Genomic DNA, 16,995 nt, shown 5'->3' with positions numbered 1-16,995 from the left:
ATGACAGAGCCGTCACAGGTCGAGACCGTGCGAGGCCCGGTCGCGACCAGCGACCTGGGTGTGGTGTTCATGCATGAACACGTCTTCATCCTGTCGCAGGAGATCATGGCCAACTATCCCGAAGGCTGGGGTGACGGCGAGGCCCGCGAGGCCGACGCGGTCGCCAAGCTCAACGAGTTGAAGGCACTCGGGGTGGACACGATCGTCGACCCGACGGTCATCGGGCTGGGCCGCTACATTCCGCGTATCCAGCGGGTGGCCGCACAGACCGACCTCCAGATCGTGGTCGCCACCGGGATCTACACCTACAACGACGTGCCGATGTACTTCCACTTCACCGGCCCGGGAACCCTGCTTGACGGTCCGGAGATCATGACTGATCTGTTCGTCCGGGACATCACCGAGGGCATCGCCGACACCGGCGTGAAAGCGGGAATCCTCAAGTGCGCCACCGACGAACCTGGGGTCACCGCGGGCGTCGAGCGAGTGCTGCGCGCGGTGGCCCAGGCCCACAAACAGACCGGGGTGCCGATCACCACCCACACCCACGCGCTGAGCCGGCGCGGTCTCGAGCAGCAACGAATCTTCGCCGAAGAGGGCGTCGACCTCAGCCGGGTCATCATCGGGCACAGCGGCGACACCACCGACCTGGGCTATCTGGAGGAACTGATCGCCGCAGGCTCGTACCTCGGCATGGACCGATTCGGGCTGGACGGCTTCCTCAGTTTCGACGACCGCGTCGACACCGTCGTGCGGATGTGCGAACGCGGGCACGCCGACAAGATGGTGCTGTCCCATGACGCGTCCTGCTACATCGACTGGCTGCCCGAGGAAGTCGTCCCGGTGGCCATGCCCAATTGGCACTTCCGGCACATTCACAACGACGTGCTTCCCGCGCTGCGCCGGCGCGGAGTGACCGACGAGCAGATCACCACCATGCTGGTGGACAATCCCCGCGCCATCTTCGCCAAGCAAGGCGCCTATGAGTGACCAGACGCCTGCGCTCGGGGCCCGGCTGAGCCAGCTCGCCGCCGAGGCACCCGATCGCCCGGCCGTGTCGTGCGAAGGCCGCACCATCACGCGCGCTCAGCTGGAGTCGGTGTCGAACCGGCTGGCCCGCGCCTATGCCGAACTCGGAGTCGGTCAAGGCGATTACGTGACGATCGCGGTGGCCAACTCGATCGAGTGGGTGCAGGCGACGGTCGCGGTGTGGAAGCTCGGCGCCATCCCGCAACCGCTGTCACCGCGGATGCCGGACGCCGAATTCGAAGGGCTGCTCGATTTGAAGCCGCGCGCCCTGCTGGTCGGGCGCGCCGACCCGCGCGGGGTCGTGCCGTCGGTGGGCGCCGACTTCACCGGCAGTCCGGATCTCTCGGATGCTCCACTGCCCGAGGCGGTTTCACCGGCATGGAAGTCGATCGCGTCGGGCGGCAGCACCGGACGGCCGAAACTCATCGAGGCCGGTGGGGACAGCCGGTATCCGGCCGACCTGGTGGCGATGGGGATGGGCAACGAACCGACCGACACCCAGCTGGTGCCGGTCCCACTGAGCCACAACACCGGATTCACCTCGGCCACCATCGCATTGGCGACCGGGCAGCACCTGGTGCTGCTACCCAGGTTCGACCCGGAGCGCTTCCTGCGGGTCATCACCGACTACAAGGTGAACTACCTGACCACCGTGCCGACGATCATGCAGCGACTGCTGCCCGTCTACCACGCCAACCCGGCCGCCTACGACCTGTCGTCGCTGCGCCGGCTGTGGCACGTCGCCGCCGTCTGCCCGCCGAACGTCAAGCAGGCGTGGATCGACCTGCTCGGCCCGGACGCGGTGTGGGAACTGTACGGCGGCACTGAACTTCAGGCGCTGACGTTCATCAGCGGCTCCGAATGGCTGACCCACCGCGGATCAGTCGGGCGCGTGGTGGCCGGTGAGATGAAGGTCCTCGACGACGAGGGAACCGAATGCCCACCGGGGGTGCTCGGGGAGATCTACATGCGCCCCAGCCCCGGTTCGCAGCCCACCTACCGCTACATCGGCAGCACCGCCAAATCCCGCGACGGCTGGGACTCGCTGGGGGATCTCGGCTGGTTCGACGCCGAGGGCTACCTGTACCTGGCCGACCGTCGGGTCGACATGTTCACCGTCGGCGGCCGCAACGTGTACCCCGCGGAGATCGAGAGCGCCCTGTCCGAGCACCCCGCCGTGCTGTCCTGTCTGGCCGTCGGGGTGCCGCACGAGGACCTCGGTCAGGTGCCGTATGCGTTGGTGCACACCGACGGTGACGTGCTCACCGAAGACGACGTCAAGGAGTTCGTGGCGCAGCGGCTGGCCGATTACAAGGTGCCGCGCGCGGTGGAGTTCGTGGACACCCCGCTGCGGGACGACGCGGGCAAAGCCCGCCGATCCGCGGTGCGGGATCAGGTGATCGCCCGGCTGCGGGGTTAGGTCAGGCCGTCGCGGTCTGCTGCCAGGCGCGGGCCGCGACCAGTTCCGGCACCAGGACTTCGGTCAGCAGCCGCACATCATCCTGCTCGTCGCCGGGGTAACGGACCTCGAGCCGGGCCCCCGGCACGGTGCCACCCACCGCGACAACGGTGGTGCCGCGCAACGTCGTCCACTCCGCCATCTGGTCCTCCCACTCCGAGCCGGCGAAGACCAGCATCCGGTAGTCGGTGGTCTTGGTGAGGTAGACGTCGACGTGGCTCCAGTCGCCGGTTTCACAGCCGACGGCGGCACGGCGCGGGCCCTCGCGGAGCATCAGCGCGCCCTGCTGTGCTGAGCAGAACCGGTGGGCCGGCGCCGCCAGGTGAGTGCCCGCGGGCCCGAGCAGCATGTCTGCCACCTCGGGACGCCAGGCCGCCTCGGTGTCGAGCAGGTGCGCGCTCGCTTCGGCCGTCGTCGCGATCGACGCGACCAACCCGGCGGTGTCGCGGCCGGCCAGATGCGACTCCAGCGCCATGAGCAGCGCCAGCGTGTGCTGATAGCTCCGGCAGGCCACCCCGCCGCGCTCGGGTTCTGCTGCCAAATCGACGACCGCGGAGCAGCATTCGGTGATCGCCGAGCCTGCGGTGTTGGTCAGCGCCACCGTCGTCGCCCCGGCGGGTAGCCTACGCAGCGCGTCCAGCGTCTCCGCCGAACCACCCGTCGCCGAGGTTGCCACCACCAGAGTGCCCGGTCCCCAGTCCGGCAGCAGACGGGTGGAGGCCAACTCCGAGACCGCGAGAATCCCTCGCGCGCGCATCCGCGCGGCCACGACGCCCGCGGCGTAGGCGGAGGAGCCCATCCCGACGAACACCACCCGCTGCGTGCTGGCCGGAACGACCGCTGCCCAGGGATTGCCGGCGGCGAGTCGTTCGGCCAGCCGAGACAACGCCTCGGGCTTGCGGGCCAGGTCCGCGGCGAAGCCGTCAGGGTCCACCGGTGATTCCTTCGTCGAGCAACATGGGTAGTGCCGCCTCCGGAACGTACATCCAGCGCGGCAGATGCCGTGCGGCGTAGACGACTTCCCGCAACACCTGCTGCAAGCGGAATGCTCGCAGACAGGCCGGATCGTACAGCTCGCCGTGCCCCAGTGCGGCCAGGTGTGCGGCGTAGCTGCGGGTGAAGTGATCGCGGGCCAGCCGTTCGACCCTGGACAACGCCACCTCATCGACGCGGTGGTGGCGGCGGGCCACGATCGCCGCATGGCTCAGTGACTGCGCCAACCCGGCGACGTCGAGGACGGCCGGGATCGGCAGGACACGCTCGGCGGGTGGCAGTACCGGATTCCCGTCGAAGTCGATGACCGCGTACCCGCCGGGATGTCTCAGCATCTGGCCGACATGCAGGTCGCCGTGGCCCTCGATCACCGGAGCGCCGGCCATCCCGCCCAGGCTGTCGAAGATCTCGTTGATCATCCGGCTTTCGAGGAGATCGCGCATGGCCGGATCACTGTGCGCCCGAGCCTCATCCAGGGTCGCGGCTGCTGCCGCCCGCCACCGCTCGGCGTCGGCGGGCGAGGCGATGGTCGCGGAGGGAGCCAGTGCGGCGTGCAGTTCGGCGATCACAGTGCCGACGTCAGCGGCCGCCGTCGCCACGTCGTCCGCCGGGGAGTCCGGCTCGGCTGCCGCCGACGCGATCAGGTCCACCGCCCACGTCCACCCGTCGACGGCGCCGGGCAGATACTCGTCGACACCGGCCACCAGCGTCTCCGCGCCGTCCTCCGATCGCCAGGTGACCAGCCCCCACGGGCACGGCATGTGCCGAAAGCCATTGGCGCGCAACATCTCGATCCGGCCTGGCGCCGGATGCGGTCCGGCCTGCAGATGGGCGGCCCACTTAACCACCGCCGCGTCACCCACGATCACCGATTCGTTGGTCTGATCCACGGTGATCGCGCGTTCGCCCGCTGCGACCCGCGCTGACCAGGCGTGCACGGTGAACGATCCGATCTCGGACACCTCCGGCGACGCCGCCAACAGTGCCAGCAGCGCCTCGGCGACACCATCGCCGGGCCGGGCACGTCGCCACGACCCGGCGGAGTCGCGGACCTGCGGTTCGGCGGTCAGCCCGTCTTTCGTCGCGACGATCGAAAGTCGTTTACCGTCAACAAGATCCAGTGAGTCGAGGTCACCGCACACGTCGTCAGCCTGACGCGCTGTCGCGGTTCCGATGCTGCAGTCCCACCTGCTCGATCACGTCGGCCCCGACACGCAGACCGTCTCGGGCCCGGATCGACTCGCCTATTCCAGACAGCCGGTTTCGGAGCTCGGTGTCGGCGAGGATCCTGTCCACGGCCGCGATGAGCTCCTCGTCGCGAAAGGCATACGTGTCGAGTCGAGCGCCGAAGCCGAGTTCGTCGATGCGCTGGGCATTTTCATACTGGTCCCAGAACAGCGGCAGCACGATCAGCGGCTTGCCGAAGTGCAGGGCCTCGGTCACCGTGTTGTTGCCGCCATGCGAGATGACCAGATCGACCTGCGGGATGACCTTGGTCTGCGGCAGCATCTGCTCGCCGACCATGTTGTCGGCCAACGTGATCCGATCCGCCTGCGGACCCTTGCTGACGATGTACCGATGCTCGGTCTTGCCCAGCACGTCGACCAGGCGCTGCATGAGTTCGACGTCGGCGCCGCCCAACGATCCCAGCGACAGGTAGATCAGCGCGCTGGCGTCCGGACGGTCGGCGACCGACGCGGGCAGCTCATACTCCGCGTCGGTCTCGCGGACGCTGGAGTCCATCCGCGTCCAGCTGTCGTCGAGCGGACGTGCGTCGAGGTAGTCGGCCTCGGCCGGGTAGACGTAGAGATTGGCGGCGTTGTCGCGCGGCATGAACTCCAGATCCGGCAGCGGGTCGGCACCGTGGCGCTGAACCCACGCGTTGAAGTCGGACCACATCGCACGGTGGGTGCGGTCGAACTCGGCCCGGTAGGTGTCCCACTGCGTGGGGTCGGCACTGGGCAGCCCGGAAAATGGCGGCGGCACATTCGGTCCCGGCACTTCGAGCGGGCTGCACGACACGATCCGGACGAACGGTGCACCTGCGCTCACCAACGCCGGGAACAGCACCACGTTGTCCTCGACGATCACGTCGGGCTGGTGTCGGGCGACGATCTCCCGCAGTCGCGGCTCACAGTATTTGGCGCCGTCGATCAGCGCCTGATAGGTCGGCTGGATGAAGGTTTCGAGCTGCGAAACAGTCGGCTTGCGAAACTCCGGGGCGGTCTCGGCGATGAAGTCCGTCCAGAACTTGCCGGGATCCTCGTCGGCCGCGCCGTCGACGGGTTCGGCCAGATCGACCAGTTCTTCGACGAAGCCCAGCGGTGCGAGCTTGCCCGCCCACGAACTTTCGGCGGCGAACACAATCCGGTGGCCGCGCCCACGCAGGATGGCCGCCAGACCGATGCACTGGTTCGTCGGGCCGTAGGCCGACTCGGGCCAGAACATGATGGTCAATGGTTCAGCAGCCATGGCGATCCCTTCAGACATCGGGTCAGGCAAAGATCATCGCGCAATCACGGGCTCCGGCGCATCATCGACCGAACTGTCCAGCGGCGGAACCGGAGCCTTCTCGCGATACTCCCAGCGCCGCAGGGCATTCCGGCACGGCGATTCGATCAGGGCATAGCTGACCGCCGCCATCGCGAAGCCCAGCACCAGCGTCAGCACCAGTGTCACGAGCAGGTTGCCGTTGAACATGAACCGGCCGACCATCGGGAACACCATCACCAGCGCGGCCAGGTGCCAGACGAACAACCCGTAGGACCACCGGCCCAGGGTGACCATGAACCGGCTGCCCAGAATCGGGTGCCGGGTGTCGGGCCTGTCGAGCACCAGCGGCGCCAGCAGCGCACCGGCGACGATGGCCCCCATCGAGGTGCGGATCACGAACTGCCCCAGTGTGGCGGGAACCAGGTCCTTCGGACCGGCCAGCGGTGAGGCTGAGATCAGATAGGCCGCCAGTGCGATACCGGTGATGGCCCAGCGGTTCCGGGCCAGCTTGTGCGCCCACCCCAGCGGGCTGACCGTCCACTCCGCCAGCAGCATGCCCGCGGCGAACCAGGAGGCGTAGGCCGGCGGCCAGTTCAGGAAGTTGACCCCCTGCACCGTGTGAATCGGCAGCAGACCCCAGCCGAGGCTGGCCAGCGCGATCGCCGCGATCACCGGGACCCGGGCCCGCACCGGCAGCCGGCGCGCCGCGAAGGCCAGGATCGGCAACGCCAGATAGAAGCTGACCTCGACCGACAGGCTCCACATCTGGGTCAGTCCGGCGGTCAACGTGAGCGGGACGTAAACCTGGGTCAGCGTCAGGTTGGCCCACCACACCGTGAAGCTTGCGTGGTTGGCCTCCGGCAGCAGCGTCAGGATGATGACGACCGCCACCACATATCCGGGCATGATGCGCACCAGCCGCGAACGCAGGTAATGCCCGGTGGGTGGGCGACGGCGCAGTCCGCGGGCCGCGGCGGCGTGCCCGCGCCACAACAGGAAGCCGGAGAGCGCGAAGAACACCGCGACGGCCAGGTCGAAGCGATGCAGCAGGCGTCCGACCACGGCGCCGGTGGTGCCGGTCTGAAATGCGACGTGGGTGAGCACCACTCCCATGGCGGCGCACGCGCGCATGCCCTCCACGGCGGGGAGGAAGCCGCGGGTGCCCCCGACCCCCTGCGCGTCCGACGTCATGGGAGCCAGTGTGCGCCGGAATGGGGTGGTTCGCGAAAGTGGGTACACCTGGCCTGCGGTGGCGACCTCCTAATGAACCGGTGCCTTGGGCTGGGCTGTTAGGGTCGAACAGGTTTGCTTCGCCGTCAGGCGGGGTGCGGCACGATCGGCAGTGAGGAGGCCACGGCAGCGTGAATCGCGCAGGCATGGTGCGTATCGCGGCATTCGGCATCATCGGGCTCGGAGCCGCCCTCCTGATCGCCGCGTTGCTGTTGACGACCTACACCTCCAGCAAGATCAAGAAGATCCCGCTGAACATCGACGAGACTCTGGTCAGCGACGGCACGGGTAGTGCGCTGGACCCGGCGTCGTTGATGGGTGAGAAGTTCGTCGTGGACAAGAACGTGCCGCTGGTTTCCCAGCAGCAGATCACCGTCGAGTCGCCGGCCAACGCCGACGTGGTGACGCTGCAAGCGGGCACCAGCGTGCGACGCAGCGACAAGCAACAGGACAACGGCCTGCTGCTGGCCATGGTCGACACCGTGACCGTCAACCGCAGCACCGCGATGGCGGTGTCCGACGACACCCATCCGGGCGGGTCGGTGCAGAAGCCGCGGAGTATCGAGGACAACAAGCCGCCGACCAACATTGCGCTTCCTCATGACGGCCTGGCCTACCGGTTCCCGTTCGGCACCGAGAAGAAGACCTATCCGTTCTTCGACCCGATCGCGCAGAAGGCCTTCGACGCCAACTACGACGGCCAGGAAGACGTCAACGGGCTGACCACCTACCGCTTCACCCAGAACGTCGGCTACGACGCCGACGGCAAGCTGGTCGACCCGATCAAGTACGCCTCGCTCTATGACAAGAACGAGGACGGCGAGGTGACCGCGCGGGCCGAGCTGTGGGGTCTGCCCGGGCCGCCGGAGGAGCCGGTCACCATGACCCGCTATTACGCCGCGCAGCGCACCTTCTGGGTCGACCCGGTGACCGGCGTGATCGTGAAGTCCACCGAGCACGCCAACCACTACTACGCCCGCGATGCGCTGCGCCCGGAGATGGAACTGGCCGATTACAAGGTCACCTCCACCGAGCAGACCATCGAGTCCCGGGTGGCCTCCGCCCGCGATGAGCGCGACCGGGTGGGACTGTGGTCGCGGGTGCTGCCGATCAGCTTCACCGCCGCCGGTCTGGTGGCACTCGTGGGCGGGGCGCTGCTGGGCACGTTCAGCCTGCGTGCCGAGTCGGCTCTGATCGACCCCGGCCTGGACACCGCCGACCATGGCTTCTTCGGCAAGGACGAAACCGGACCGATGCCGGCCGCCGAGGCGGCCACCGAGAAGCTGCCCGCGGCCAGACCGGACCTGGAGCCTCCGCCGCCGCAACGGTGAGCACTCCCGTGACCCGGGCGCACCGGGCCGTCCGGTGGGTGGTGCCGGGCTACGCACTCCTGTTGGCTCTCGCGGTCACCGCGCCGCTGCTGGCGCCCGGCTATCTGTTGTTGCGCGATGCGGTGTCCACGCCGCGGTCGTATTTCTCCGATGCGGCGCTGGGTTTGTCCGAATCAGCGCCCCGCGCACTCCCGCAGGACTTCCTCATCGCCGCTTTGACGCCGGTGCTCGACGGCGGCGTGCTGGTGAAGGCGCTGCTGGTCGCCGGGATTTTCCTGGCCGGCTGGGGAGCCGGACGGTTGGCCGCCGAGCTGGTCCCGGATGCCGGAATGCCCGGGCAGCTGATCGCGGCGACGCTCGCGGTATGGAACCCCTACGTCGCGGAGCGGCTGCTCCAAGGGCACTGGAGCTTGTTGGTCGGGTACGGCTGCCTGCCGTGGGTGGCTGCCGCGGTGATTCGGGTGCGGGATGAGGCGACCGTGGCTCGGTGGGCGGCGGTGGTGTTCTGGATCGCGCTGGCCGGGCTGACACCGACCGGGCTGTTACTGGCCGCTGTGGTGGCGCTGGTGTGTGTCGCGGTTCCCGGGACGGGGGCGTCGCGGCCATGGTGCGCGGTCGGGGTGCTGACGACCGCGGTGCTCGCGGCGTCACCGTGGCTGATGGCGTCGGCGTTGGGCGGCGGGCTCGGCTCGTCGCCGTCCCCGGGTGTGACGGCGTTCGCGGCTCGGGCGGAGCCGGGCCTGGGTACCCTCGGCAGCCTGGCGGGACTCGGCGGAATCTGGAACGCCGAGGCTGTTCCCTCTTCTCGCACAATGCTTTTCGCGCTGCCCGCAACCCTGGTGCTGGTGGGCATCGTGGCCATCGGGTTGCCCGCGGTACTGCGTCGCCGGTCCGTGCTGCCGCTGCTGGCACTCGCCGCGGTCGGCGTGCTGCTGCCCGCCGCAGCGGCCACCGGACCGGGGCTGGCGGTGCTGCGTGACGTGGTGGAAGCGGTGCCCGCGGTCGGGATCCTGCGCGACGGGCAGAAGTGGGTGGCGCTGGCGATGCCCGGCTATGCGGTCGCCGCGGCGGCAGCGGTGGTGACGTTGCGGGGCCGGCTCCGGCCCGGCGCCACCGCGGTGATGGGGGTCGTGGCGCTCATCGCCGTGCTGCCCGATCTGGCCTTCGGCGCCTGGGGCAAGGTGACGCCGGTGCGCTATCCGCAGGGTTGGGCGGTGGTGGCCGGCTTGATCGACGCCGACCCGGCCGACGTCGCCGTGCTGCCCGCCGACAGCATGCGCCAGTTCGCGTGGGCCGGTGCGGCACCGGTGCTCGATCCGTTGCCGCGCTGGGTCCGCGCCGAGGTGTTGGCCACCGGTGACCTGACGATCTCCGGGCACAAGGTCCCCGGTGAGGGCGGCCATGCCCGCGATGTCCAGCGGATGCTGCTGGCCGGCGGTTCCCCCGAGGCGCTCGCCGGTGCCGGGGTGGGCTGGGTGGTCATCGAATCGGGCAGCGCAGGCACGATCGGCAACGCACAGCGGACCCTGGCGCAGCTGCCGGTGGCCTACCGCGACGGCGAGCTCGCGCTGTACCGCGTCGGGGGGGTGAGCGTCGGTGCGACACCCGCAGCGCGGCTCGCGGTGTTCGTGGCCCACCTGGTATGGCTGCTGACGCTGGGCGCCGCGGGGGCGGTGGCTGTGTTCAGCGCCGCGCGCCGGCGGCGCAGGTCAAGTTCGGCGACCCCCGACGCGGCGCCCTGATCGCCCGTATCGTATTCGAGGACAAAGCGATTCGCGAAGCGGAACGAGGATGACAGAGAGTATGGCTGGACGTGACGACGAGGTTCTTTCCCGCCCTGAAGATCTCGACCAGGGCCGGATGCGGATACTCGACGCGAAAGCGGTCAACCTGGACGGCTTCAGCGTGGCCGACCCGACTCTCGGCCTGGCCGCGATGCACAGCCCGCACGACCCCGCACCGTCTCTGGTGGTGCGCGACGGTGTCGTGGTCGAGTTGGACGGAAAATCCGCGAGCGACTTCGACGTCATCGACGAGTTCATCGCCCGGCACGGGATCGACCTCGAGACGGCCGGTGAAGCGATGGCGCTCGACGACGTCGCACTGGCCAGGATGGCCGTCGACGTCAATGTGCCGCGCTCCGAGGTGGTGCGTCTGATCGGCGGCACCACGCCGGCCAAGCTGGCCAGAGTGGTCGCGGTGATGACGCCGGTCGAGATGCAGATGGCGATGGCCAAGATGCGCGCCCGACGTACCCCGAGCAATCAGGCGCACGTCACCAACCAGCTCGACGATCCGCTGCTGATCGCCGCCGACGCGGCCAGCGCGGTGGCCTATGGCTTTCGGGAAGTCGAGACGACGGTGCCGGTGCTCGGCGATGCCCCGTCGAACGCCGTCGCGTTGCTGATCGGCAGCCAGGTCGGTGTTCCGGGGGCGCTCGCTCAGTGTTCGATCGAAGAAGCCCTGGAGCTGCGGCTGGGCCTGCGCGGCCTGACCAGTTACGCCGAGACCATCTCGATCTACGGAACCGAGCAGGTGTTCGTCGACGGTGACGACACTCCCTTCTCGAAGGCCATTCTCACCTCGGCCTACGCCTCCCGCGGGCTGAAGATGCGGGTGACCAGCGGTGGCGGTGCCGAAGTTCTGATGGGTGCGGCCGAGAAGTGTTCGATCCTGTATCTGGAGTCCCGGTGTGTGTCGCTGGCCCGCGCGCTCGGGTCGCAGGGCGTGCAGAACGGCGGGATCGACGGTGTCGGTGTGGTGGCCTCAGTCCCGGAGGGCATGAAAGAACTGCTGGCCGAGAACCTGATGGTGATGCTGCGCGACCTCGAGTCCTGCGCAGGCAACGACAACCTGATCTCGGAGTCGGACATTCGTCGCAGCGCCCACACCCTGCCCGTCCTGCTCGCCGGGGCGGACTTCATCTTCTCCGGATTCGGCTCGATTCCCCGCTACGACAACGCTTTTGCGCTGTCGAACTTCAACTCCGACGACATGGACGACTTCCTGGTGCTGCAGCGGGACTGGGGTGCCGACGGCGGACTGCGGACGGTATCGGCCGAGCACCTGGCGCGAGTGCGCCGGCGGGCGGCCACGGCGGTGCAAGCGGTCTACCGGGATCTCGGCCTTGCCGACTACGACGATGCCCGCGTCGACGAGGTGGTGGTGGCCAACGGATCTCGCGACCTGCCCGCCGGGCATCCGAAGATGGTCGCCGAGGCGGCGGCCGCGATCGAGGCTCGCCAGCTGACGGTGTTCGACGTCGTGGCCGCGCTGCACCGCACCGGCTTCGAGCCGGAAGCCGAGTCGATCATGCGCCTGACCGCCGAACGATTGCGCGGCGACCAGCTGCAGACATCGGCCATCTTCGATCAGGACTTCAACGTGCTGTCCAAGCTCACCGACCCGAACGACTATGCCGGCCCGGGAACGGGTTATGCCTTGTCCGATCAGCGGCGAGCGGAGATCGACGACATCCGGCAAGCCCGGACGACGGCGGAGCTGACCGCCGATCAGGCCGACCACCACGGTCACATCACGTTCACCCCGGTCGAGACCGCCAGGCAGGGCAGCGATCCGCGCGAGGTGTGCATCGGTTTGTCGCCGGCACTGGGGTGCAGCGTGTGGCTGACCCTGTGCGGGCTGACCGTCGGTGAGGTCCTCCGGCAGATCGAAGCGGGGCTGGAAGAGGAAGGTTGCGTGGCCCGGCTGGTCCGGGTGCGATCGACCATCGACGTCGGGCTGATCGGATTGACCGCTGCCAAGCTGTCCGGATCCGGGATCGGAATCGGCTTGCAGGGCAAGGGTACTGCTCTGATCCACCGGCGGGATCTGGCGCCGCTGGCGAATCTCGAGCTGTTCAGTGTGGCACCGCTGTTGGACGCGGACATGTACCGCCAGCTGGGCAAGAACGCCGCCCGCCACGCCAAGGGCATGGCGCCGGTACCCATCTTCACCGGCGGGACCGACGAGTCCATTTCGGCGCGCTATCACGCCAGGGCAGTGGCGCTCGTGGCCCTGGAGCGCGAAGCGTGCGAACCGGGCGAATCACCCGTGACCGTCGAAGCGAGGCGAGCATGACCGAGGACCGATTCACCGTGGCGGCCGCCGTCGACGGCAAGCTCACGCTGGCAGATCTCCGAATGGAGCCGTCGGCATTGGTTCATCAGGCGGACGTCGCCGCGGCGGGCGGTAACCCGCAACTGGCCGAGAACTTCCTTCGCGCAGCCGAATTGGCGACGATGGGTGACGACGAGGTGATGAAGCTCTACGAGGCGTTGCGCCCGCACCGGTCGACGGCGCCGGAGCTGAACGCACTCGTGGCCGATCTGGAGGCGCGCGGCGCGGCCCGGTGTGCGGAGCTGGTGCGTCACGCTGCGGCGGTCTACCAGCGCAGGGGTCTGCTGCGTTGAGCGTGGTGGCCGGAATCGACGTCGGAAACCACACCACCGAGATCGTCGTCGCCCGGACTTCGTCTGGCTCAGTGGAACCCGTATGCCACGGACAGGCACCGACCCGGGGTCGCAAGGGATCTCGGGAATCCCTGGCCGGCGCGGCGGCGCTGTTGCACAAACTCGAGGTGCAGGCAGAGTGCAGAGTCGACGAGGTGGTGCTGTCGGTATTGCGTCCGGTGGACACCGCCACCGCACCACTGCCGCCACCGACGCCACCGCACTGCCCGGTGCGAAGCCTGCGCAGGCCCAGCGCCAGCACGCCGGCAGGGGCGGGATCGGCCGTGGGCGTGCACGTACCGCTGGCCGATGTCATCGGTTCCGTGGCCGCCCGGCCAGCGATCGTATCGGTCGGCGCAACAGTCGATTTCGAGGTCGCGGCACGGCAGATCAGCGACGCCGTCCAGCGCGGATGGCACATCGCAGGGGTGATCGTCGAGCGTGACGAGGCCGTGCTGATCGCCAACCGGATACCCGCAGGCATCCCGGTTGTCGACGAAGTCGAGCTCGGCGGTTTGCGACCGGGCGCGCCGGTCGCGATCGAGGTGGTGGCGCAAGGGCGGTCGTATCGGGCGCTGGCCGATCCGCTGGCGCTGTCGGCGGCGCTGGGGGTGGCGCACGAGCACATTCACCAGATCGCCGAGTTCACCCGCGAATTGGCGGATTCACCGGCCATCGCGGTGACTCTGCGTGACGGAGAGCCCGAGCCGCCGTCCGCCGACGGGGACTACGCGGACTGTCGCGTCGACGGCGTCGTGCGGCGCTATTCGCCGGCCGAGGCCGAAAGCCTGCTGCGGGTCCGGCCGCCCGGCACCGTGGTGGCGGTGCGCCTGGCCGCCGTGGCCTCGGCCGCGTCCGGAATCGCGGTCGACGACGCCTACTTGACCAGTTTGAAGGCCATCGACGACGGCGCGTGGCTGCGCCGCGGGGTCGCGGAGACCAGCGGCACGGTGGTCGCGCTGCTGGCCGCTGACGAGGTGGCCGACGCAGCCGCCACCCTGGCGGAGCTGTGCGGTCGCCCGGCTCGGACCATCGCGTCGGAACCGCGGGCGGCCGCGCGCGGTGCCCACACCACTCCCCATCTCCCGCCGGGGTCGATCGTCTGCGATATCGGCGGCGGGACCATCGACCTGATCGGCGCGGACCAGGAAGTGGTCGCTGCCGGTGCCGGCGAGGCCATCACCACCGCGGTCGCGGCAACCCTCGGAGTGCCGCGGGCACTGGCCGAGCAGATCAAGCGTTCACCGGCAATCCGGGTGGAGGGGCCGCACATCGCTCACGAGGAGGACGGCCGCCGGGTGTTTCTGGACGCTCCTGCCCCGCCCGAGGCGATCGGCCGGTTGTGCACCCGTGGCAACGCCGGGCTGGTCCCGTTCTCCAACCGGCTGGCCGCCGAGGAGTGGCGCAGCCTGCGGTTGGCGGTCAAGCAGCAGACCGTGGCCGCCAACATCGCACGCTGCCTGAAGGCTTTCGACGAGCCGCCGGTCGCGCTGGTGCTGGCCGGTGGCGGCGCGCTGGACGACGAACTGTTGCGGACGGTCGGCGAGTCGCTGCGCTCCGTTCCGGTGGCCGTCGGCCGGGCCAACGTCGACGGCACACATGGGCCGCGCTATGCCGTCGCCTCCGGGCTGGTCCACCTTCACGCCGAAGGCGGTTGAGCTGCTCCGCCTTAAAGATGTACCATCTGGTACATGCTCAGTTCCAGCAGCGTCGCGATCGATGCACCCGCAGATCTGGTGTGGGAGGTGTTCACCGATGTCGAGCACTGGCCGGACTGGACCGCATCGGTCACCCGACTGCACGGCCTGGACGGCGCACAACTCGCGGTCGGGCGCCGCTTCGAGATCACCCAACCGCGGATGCCCCGGCTGATCTGGACGGTCACGGACATCGAGCCGGGTACATCGTGGACGTGGGTGCAGCGGTCACCCGGCGGGCTGACCTCGGCACGACACGAGGTGCTGCCGGCTGCCGGCGGCGGAACACTGGTGCGACAGGACCTCGCCCAGCGCGGAGTGGTCGGAGCGATAGTCGGAGTGCTGATGCAGCGGATGACGCGGCGTTACCTGGCGATGGAAGCGCAGGGGTTGAAGGCGCGCTGCGAGGGCTTGCGGAAGCTTCGTGGTTCGAACGCCTGATCTGCGACGGCGCACGGAACTGCTCGACGCCCTGGTCGCCGACTGCGCCGAGAACGGTGTCGGTGGACGCGCGCTGCGTGAACTCGCCGACGCGGTGGGAACCAGCCACCGAATGTTATTGCACCACTTCGGATCCCGCGACGAGCTGCTGTTGGCGATCGTCGACGAGGTGGAACGCAGGCAGATGGCGCTGTTGCGTGAGCTGATGGCAGCGGGCGGCACGGGGTTCGCCGAGATGTGGGAGCATCTGCGCAGGCCCGAACTGAGAGCGCTCGAGCGACTGTTCTTCGAATGCTATGCCCGTGGGGCCCAGGGGGAATCACCGTTCGCGACGATGCTGCCCGGCGCGGTCGATCGCTGGCTCACGGTGACACGATCCGCGGACGACCCCACGCTCGCCCGATTGGGGCTGGCGGTCATGCGCGGCCTGCTGCTCGACTTGGCCGGCACCGACGACGACGCCGGCGTCGACGCGGCGGCCCGGCGTTTCGCCGAGCTGATCGGCTCACTCGAAAACACCGCGCGCTAATCGGCTTTGGCCGCAACGGGCCTGAGCATCACCGAAATCGACGCCACGGTCGTTATTTGGGCACAATCGCAGCCCTGACGTCGATCTCGTGCTAGATGACGCCGCTGACCCGGCCGCCGGTGTGCACCGACTCCAGGACCGTGCGCATGGCATCGGCACTCTGCTGCCAGGAGAAGTCCCGGCTGCGCGCCGTGGCCTTCGCGCCCAGCTCGTCGCGCAGAACGTGGTCAGTCAGCAGGCGTTCCAGGCGATCCACCAGGTCGTGGTGATCGTCGGCCAGCACGCCGGTGACCCCGTCGATGACCGAGTCGGTGAGACCACCCGAGGACCGGTAGCCGATGGTCGGCACACCGTGCTGGGCGGCCTCGATGACGGCCAGGCCCCAACCTTCCTTGCGTGACGGCAGCACATGCACCCAGGACCGTTGCACGACAGCGTGTTTGGTGTGGTCATCGACGTGGCCGTGGAACGTGACGGCATCGGAGATGCCGAGGTTCTCGGCCCGCTCCACCAGTCGGTCGTGCCACCAGCCACCGCCCACGATGTCCAGGTGCAGGCCGTCGACCCGGGGCCGCAACGCCGCCACCGCATCCAACGCGTCCTCGATCTGCTTGTGCGGCACCAGCCGTGACAACACCACGACCCGGGGCGTCGACGACCGTTGTGCGGTCAGGGTGTCCGGCGGAGCGTCGTCGAGACCGTTGCGCACCACGGCGATCCGCGCGGTATCGACGCCGAGATCGGACAGATCGCGGGCCGACGGCAGGGAGACTGTGACGTACTGGTTGTGCCGGTGCATGCGCGGCGAGAGCCACGATTCGACCAGCCAGCCAACGCGGCCGAAGAAGCGACCGGCCACCGGCCACTGTTCACGGTGGCAGTGGTGCACCAGGACGGCGACCCGGCGGCCGAAGGCGAGCCGGGCCAGGAAGGGCACCCCGTTCTGGGTGTCGATCACGACGTCGGGGCGCACGGCGCGCAGCGGTCCTAGGCCGAGCCGGGCGGCCACCATGGCCAGCCCCGCCCAGATGTACACGCTGTAGGGCCCGCCGCCGCGGCTGACCCGCACACCGTCGACGAGCTCGCGACGGGGTGCACCGCGATACCGGGCGGTGCGCAGAGTGACGTCCATGCCGGATTCGGCCAGCAGCGAGCCGATGCGCTGGACGTAGGTTTCGCTGCCGCCGCCCTGCGGGTGGCCGGTGTCCCGCCAGCACAACAGCAGGACGGAGCGAACGGGTGTGGACATCAACGCCAGCCTAGACCGCCAGTCGAGTTTCACTTTTTGCAGCTCTGCACCTCGAACTTTTTCTGCGCAGCGTGAGTTTCAACTCTGGCGAGG

Annotated in this window: 14 protein-coding genes; 9 read left to right on the top strand and 5 right to left on the bottom strand. The window is 68.9% G+C overall.

All coding sequences use genetic code 11. From position 1 onward, the window contains the following. Both AB4879_RS07075 and AB4879_RS07070 read left to right on the top strand, forming a co-directional pair. A complete protein-coding gene (locus AB4879_RS07075; RefSeq protein WP_370507026.1) occupies window positions 1-990 on the top strand; it encodes a phosphotriesterase in 990 nt (329 codons plus the stop codon). Then, window positions 983-2,449: an AMP-binding protein gene (locus AB4879_RS07070; protein ID WP_370507025.1), complete on the top strand. Its 1,467-nt coding sequence runs from the start codon at window positions 983-985 to the stop codon at window positions 2,447-2,449. Before AB4879_RS07075 ends, AB4879_RS07070 begins: the two co-directional genes overlap by 8 nt. A 1-nt stretch (window position 2,450) precedes the next feature. Here the strand turns inward: AB4879_RS07070 and AB4879_RS07065 are convergent, their stop codons facing one another. From AB4879_RS07065 to AB4879_RS07050, 4 genes are read right to left on the bottom strand one after another with little or no spacing between them, the layout of a single operon-like run. Next, on the bottom strand, window positions 2,451-3,422 hold the full coding sequence (locus tag AB4879_RS07065; protein ID WP_370507024.1) for an SIS domain-containing protein: 972 nt from the start codon (window positions 3,420-3,422) through the stop codon (window positions 2,451-2,453). Next, a complete protein-coding gene (locus tag AB4879_RS07060) occupies window positions 3,412-4,623 on the bottom strand; it encodes a glucosamine kinase (RefSeq protein WP_370507023.1) in 1,212 nt (403 codons plus the stop codon). The genes AB4879_RS07065 and AB4879_RS07060 overlap by 11 nt, the downstream gene beginning before the upstream one ends. A 4-nt stretch (window positions 4,624-4,627) precedes the next feature. Further along, window positions 4,628-5,953, bottom strand: coding sequence for a glycosyltransferase (locus AB4879_RS07055; RefSeq protein ID WP_370507022.1), 1,326 nt, complete (start codon window positions 5,951-5,953; stop codon window positions 4,628-4,630). Window positions 5,954-5,986: 33 nt separating this feature from the next. Then, window positions 5,987-7,165 carry an acyltransferase family protein gene (locus AB4879_RS07050; protein WP_370507021.1) on the bottom strand — a complete coding sequence of 393 codons (1,179 nt, stop codon included), beginning with the start codon at window positions 7,163-7,165 and terminating at the stop codon, window positions 5,987-5,989. A 170-nt stretch (window positions 7,166-7,335) separates the two neighbouring features. On the opposite strand from AB4879_RS07050, the gene AB4879_RS07045 reads away from it, so the two are divergent. The 7 genes from AB4879_RS07045 to AB4879_RS07015 all read left to right on the top strand — a co-directional run bounded on the left by AB4879_RS07045 (window position 7,336) and on the right by AB4879_RS07015 (window position 15,653). Continuing rightward, window positions 7,336-8,535 carry a DUF3068 domain-containing protein gene (locus tag AB4879_RS07045; RefSeq protein ID WP_370507020.1) on the top strand — a complete coding sequence of 400 codons (1,200 nt, stop codon included), beginning with the start codon at window positions 7,336-7,338 and terminating at the stop codon, window positions 8,533-8,535. Beyond that, window positions 8,532-10,277: a hypothetical protein gene (locus tag AB4879_RS07040; RefSeq protein WP_370507019.1), complete on the top strand. Its 1,746-nt coding sequence runs from the start codon at window positions 8,532-8,534 to the stop codon at window positions 10,275-10,277. The genes AB4879_RS07045 and AB4879_RS07040 overlap by 4 nt, the downstream gene beginning before the upstream one ends. Before the next feature lie 118 nt (window positions 10,278-10,395). Next, a complete protein-coding gene (locus AB4879_RS07035) occupies window positions 10,396-12,615 on the top strand; it encodes a propanediol/glycerol family dehydratase large subunit (RefSeq protein WP_102807800.1) in 2,220 nt (739 codons plus the stop codon). After that, window positions 12,612-12,947, top strand: coding sequence for a diol dehydratase small subunit (locus tag AB4879_RS07030; RefSeq protein WP_102807801.1), 336 nt, complete (start codon window positions 12,612-12,614; stop codon window positions 12,945-12,947). Before AB4879_RS07035 ends, AB4879_RS07030 begins: the two co-directional genes overlap by 4 nt. Before the next feature lie 2 nt (window positions 12,948-12,949). Continuing rightward, window positions 12,950-14,644, top strand: a complete 1,695-nt coding sequence (locus tag AB4879_RS07025; RefSeq protein ID WP_370507120.1) for a diol dehydratase reactivase ATPase-like domain-containing protein — start codon at window positions 12,950-12,952, stop codon at window positions 14,642-14,644. A 33-nt stretch (window positions 14,645-14,677) separates the two neighbouring features. Further along, window positions 14,678-15,124 (top strand): SRPBCC family protein, encoded by a 447-nt coding sequence (locus tag AB4879_RS07020; protein ID WP_370507018.1) that lies wholly within the window; start codon window positions 14,678-14,680, stop codon window positions 15,122-15,124. Next, on the top strand, window positions 15,108-15,653 hold the full coding sequence (locus tag AB4879_RS07015) for a TetR/AcrR family transcriptional regulator (protein WP_370507017.1): 546 nt from the start codon (window positions 15,108-15,110) through the stop codon (window positions 15,651-15,653). The genes AB4879_RS07020 and AB4879_RS07015 overlap by 17 nt, the downstream gene beginning before the upstream one ends. 91 nt (window positions 15,654-15,744) lie before the next feature. Here the strand turns inward: AB4879_RS07015 and AB4879_RS07010 are convergent, their stop codons facing one another. Beyond that, on the bottom strand, window positions 15,745-16,902 hold the full coding sequence (locus tag AB4879_RS07010; RefSeq protein ID WP_370507016.1) for a glycosyltransferase family 4 protein: 1,158 nt from the start codon (window positions 16,900-16,902) through the stop codon (window positions 15,745-15,747). Window positions 16,903-16,995 lie beyond the last annotated feature (93 nt).

It is taken from the genome of Mycobacterium sp. SA01 (assembly GCF_041287105.1).
Lineage (GTDB): Bacteria > Actinomycetota > Actinomycetes > Mycobacteriales > Mycobacteriaceae > Mycobacterium.
This window is presented reverse-complemented; position numbering and strand designations above follow the sequence as displayed.

Bases quoted from the DNA above. Each gene is read 5' to 3' on its own strand.
- AB4879_RS07075 (WP_370507026.1), top strand. From the start codon at position 1: ATGACAGAGCCGTCACAGGTCGAGACCGTGCGAGGCCCGGTCGCGACC.
- AB4879_RS07070 (WP_370507025.1), top strand. From the start codon at position 983: ATGAGTGACCAGACGCCTGCGCTCGGGGCCCGGCTGAGCCAGCTCGCC.
- AB4879_RS07055 (WP_370507022.1), bottom strand. From the start codon at position 5,953: ATGGCTGCTGAACCATTGACCATCATGTTCTGGCCCGAGTCGGCCTAC.
- AB4879_RS07050 (WP_370507021.1), bottom strand. From the start codon at position 7,165: ATGACGTCGGACGCGCAGGGGGTCGGGGGCACCCGCGGCTTCCTCCCC.
- AB4879_RS07035 (WP_102807800.1), top strand. From the start codon at position 10,396: ATGCGGATACTCGACGCGAAAGCGGTCAACCTGGACGGCTTCAGCGTG.
- AB4879_RS07030 (WP_102807801.1), top strand. From the start codon at position 12,612: ATGACCGAGGACCGATTCACCGTGGCGGCCGCCGTCGACGGCAAGCTC.
- AB4879_RS07020 (WP_370507018.1), top strand. From the start codon at position 14,678: ATGCTCAGTTCCAGCAGCGTCGCGATCGATGCACCCGCAGATCTGGTG.
- AB4879_RS07010 (WP_370507016.1), bottom strand. From the start codon at position 16,902: ATGTCCACACCCGTTCGCTCCGTCCTGCTGTTGTGCTGGCGGGACACC.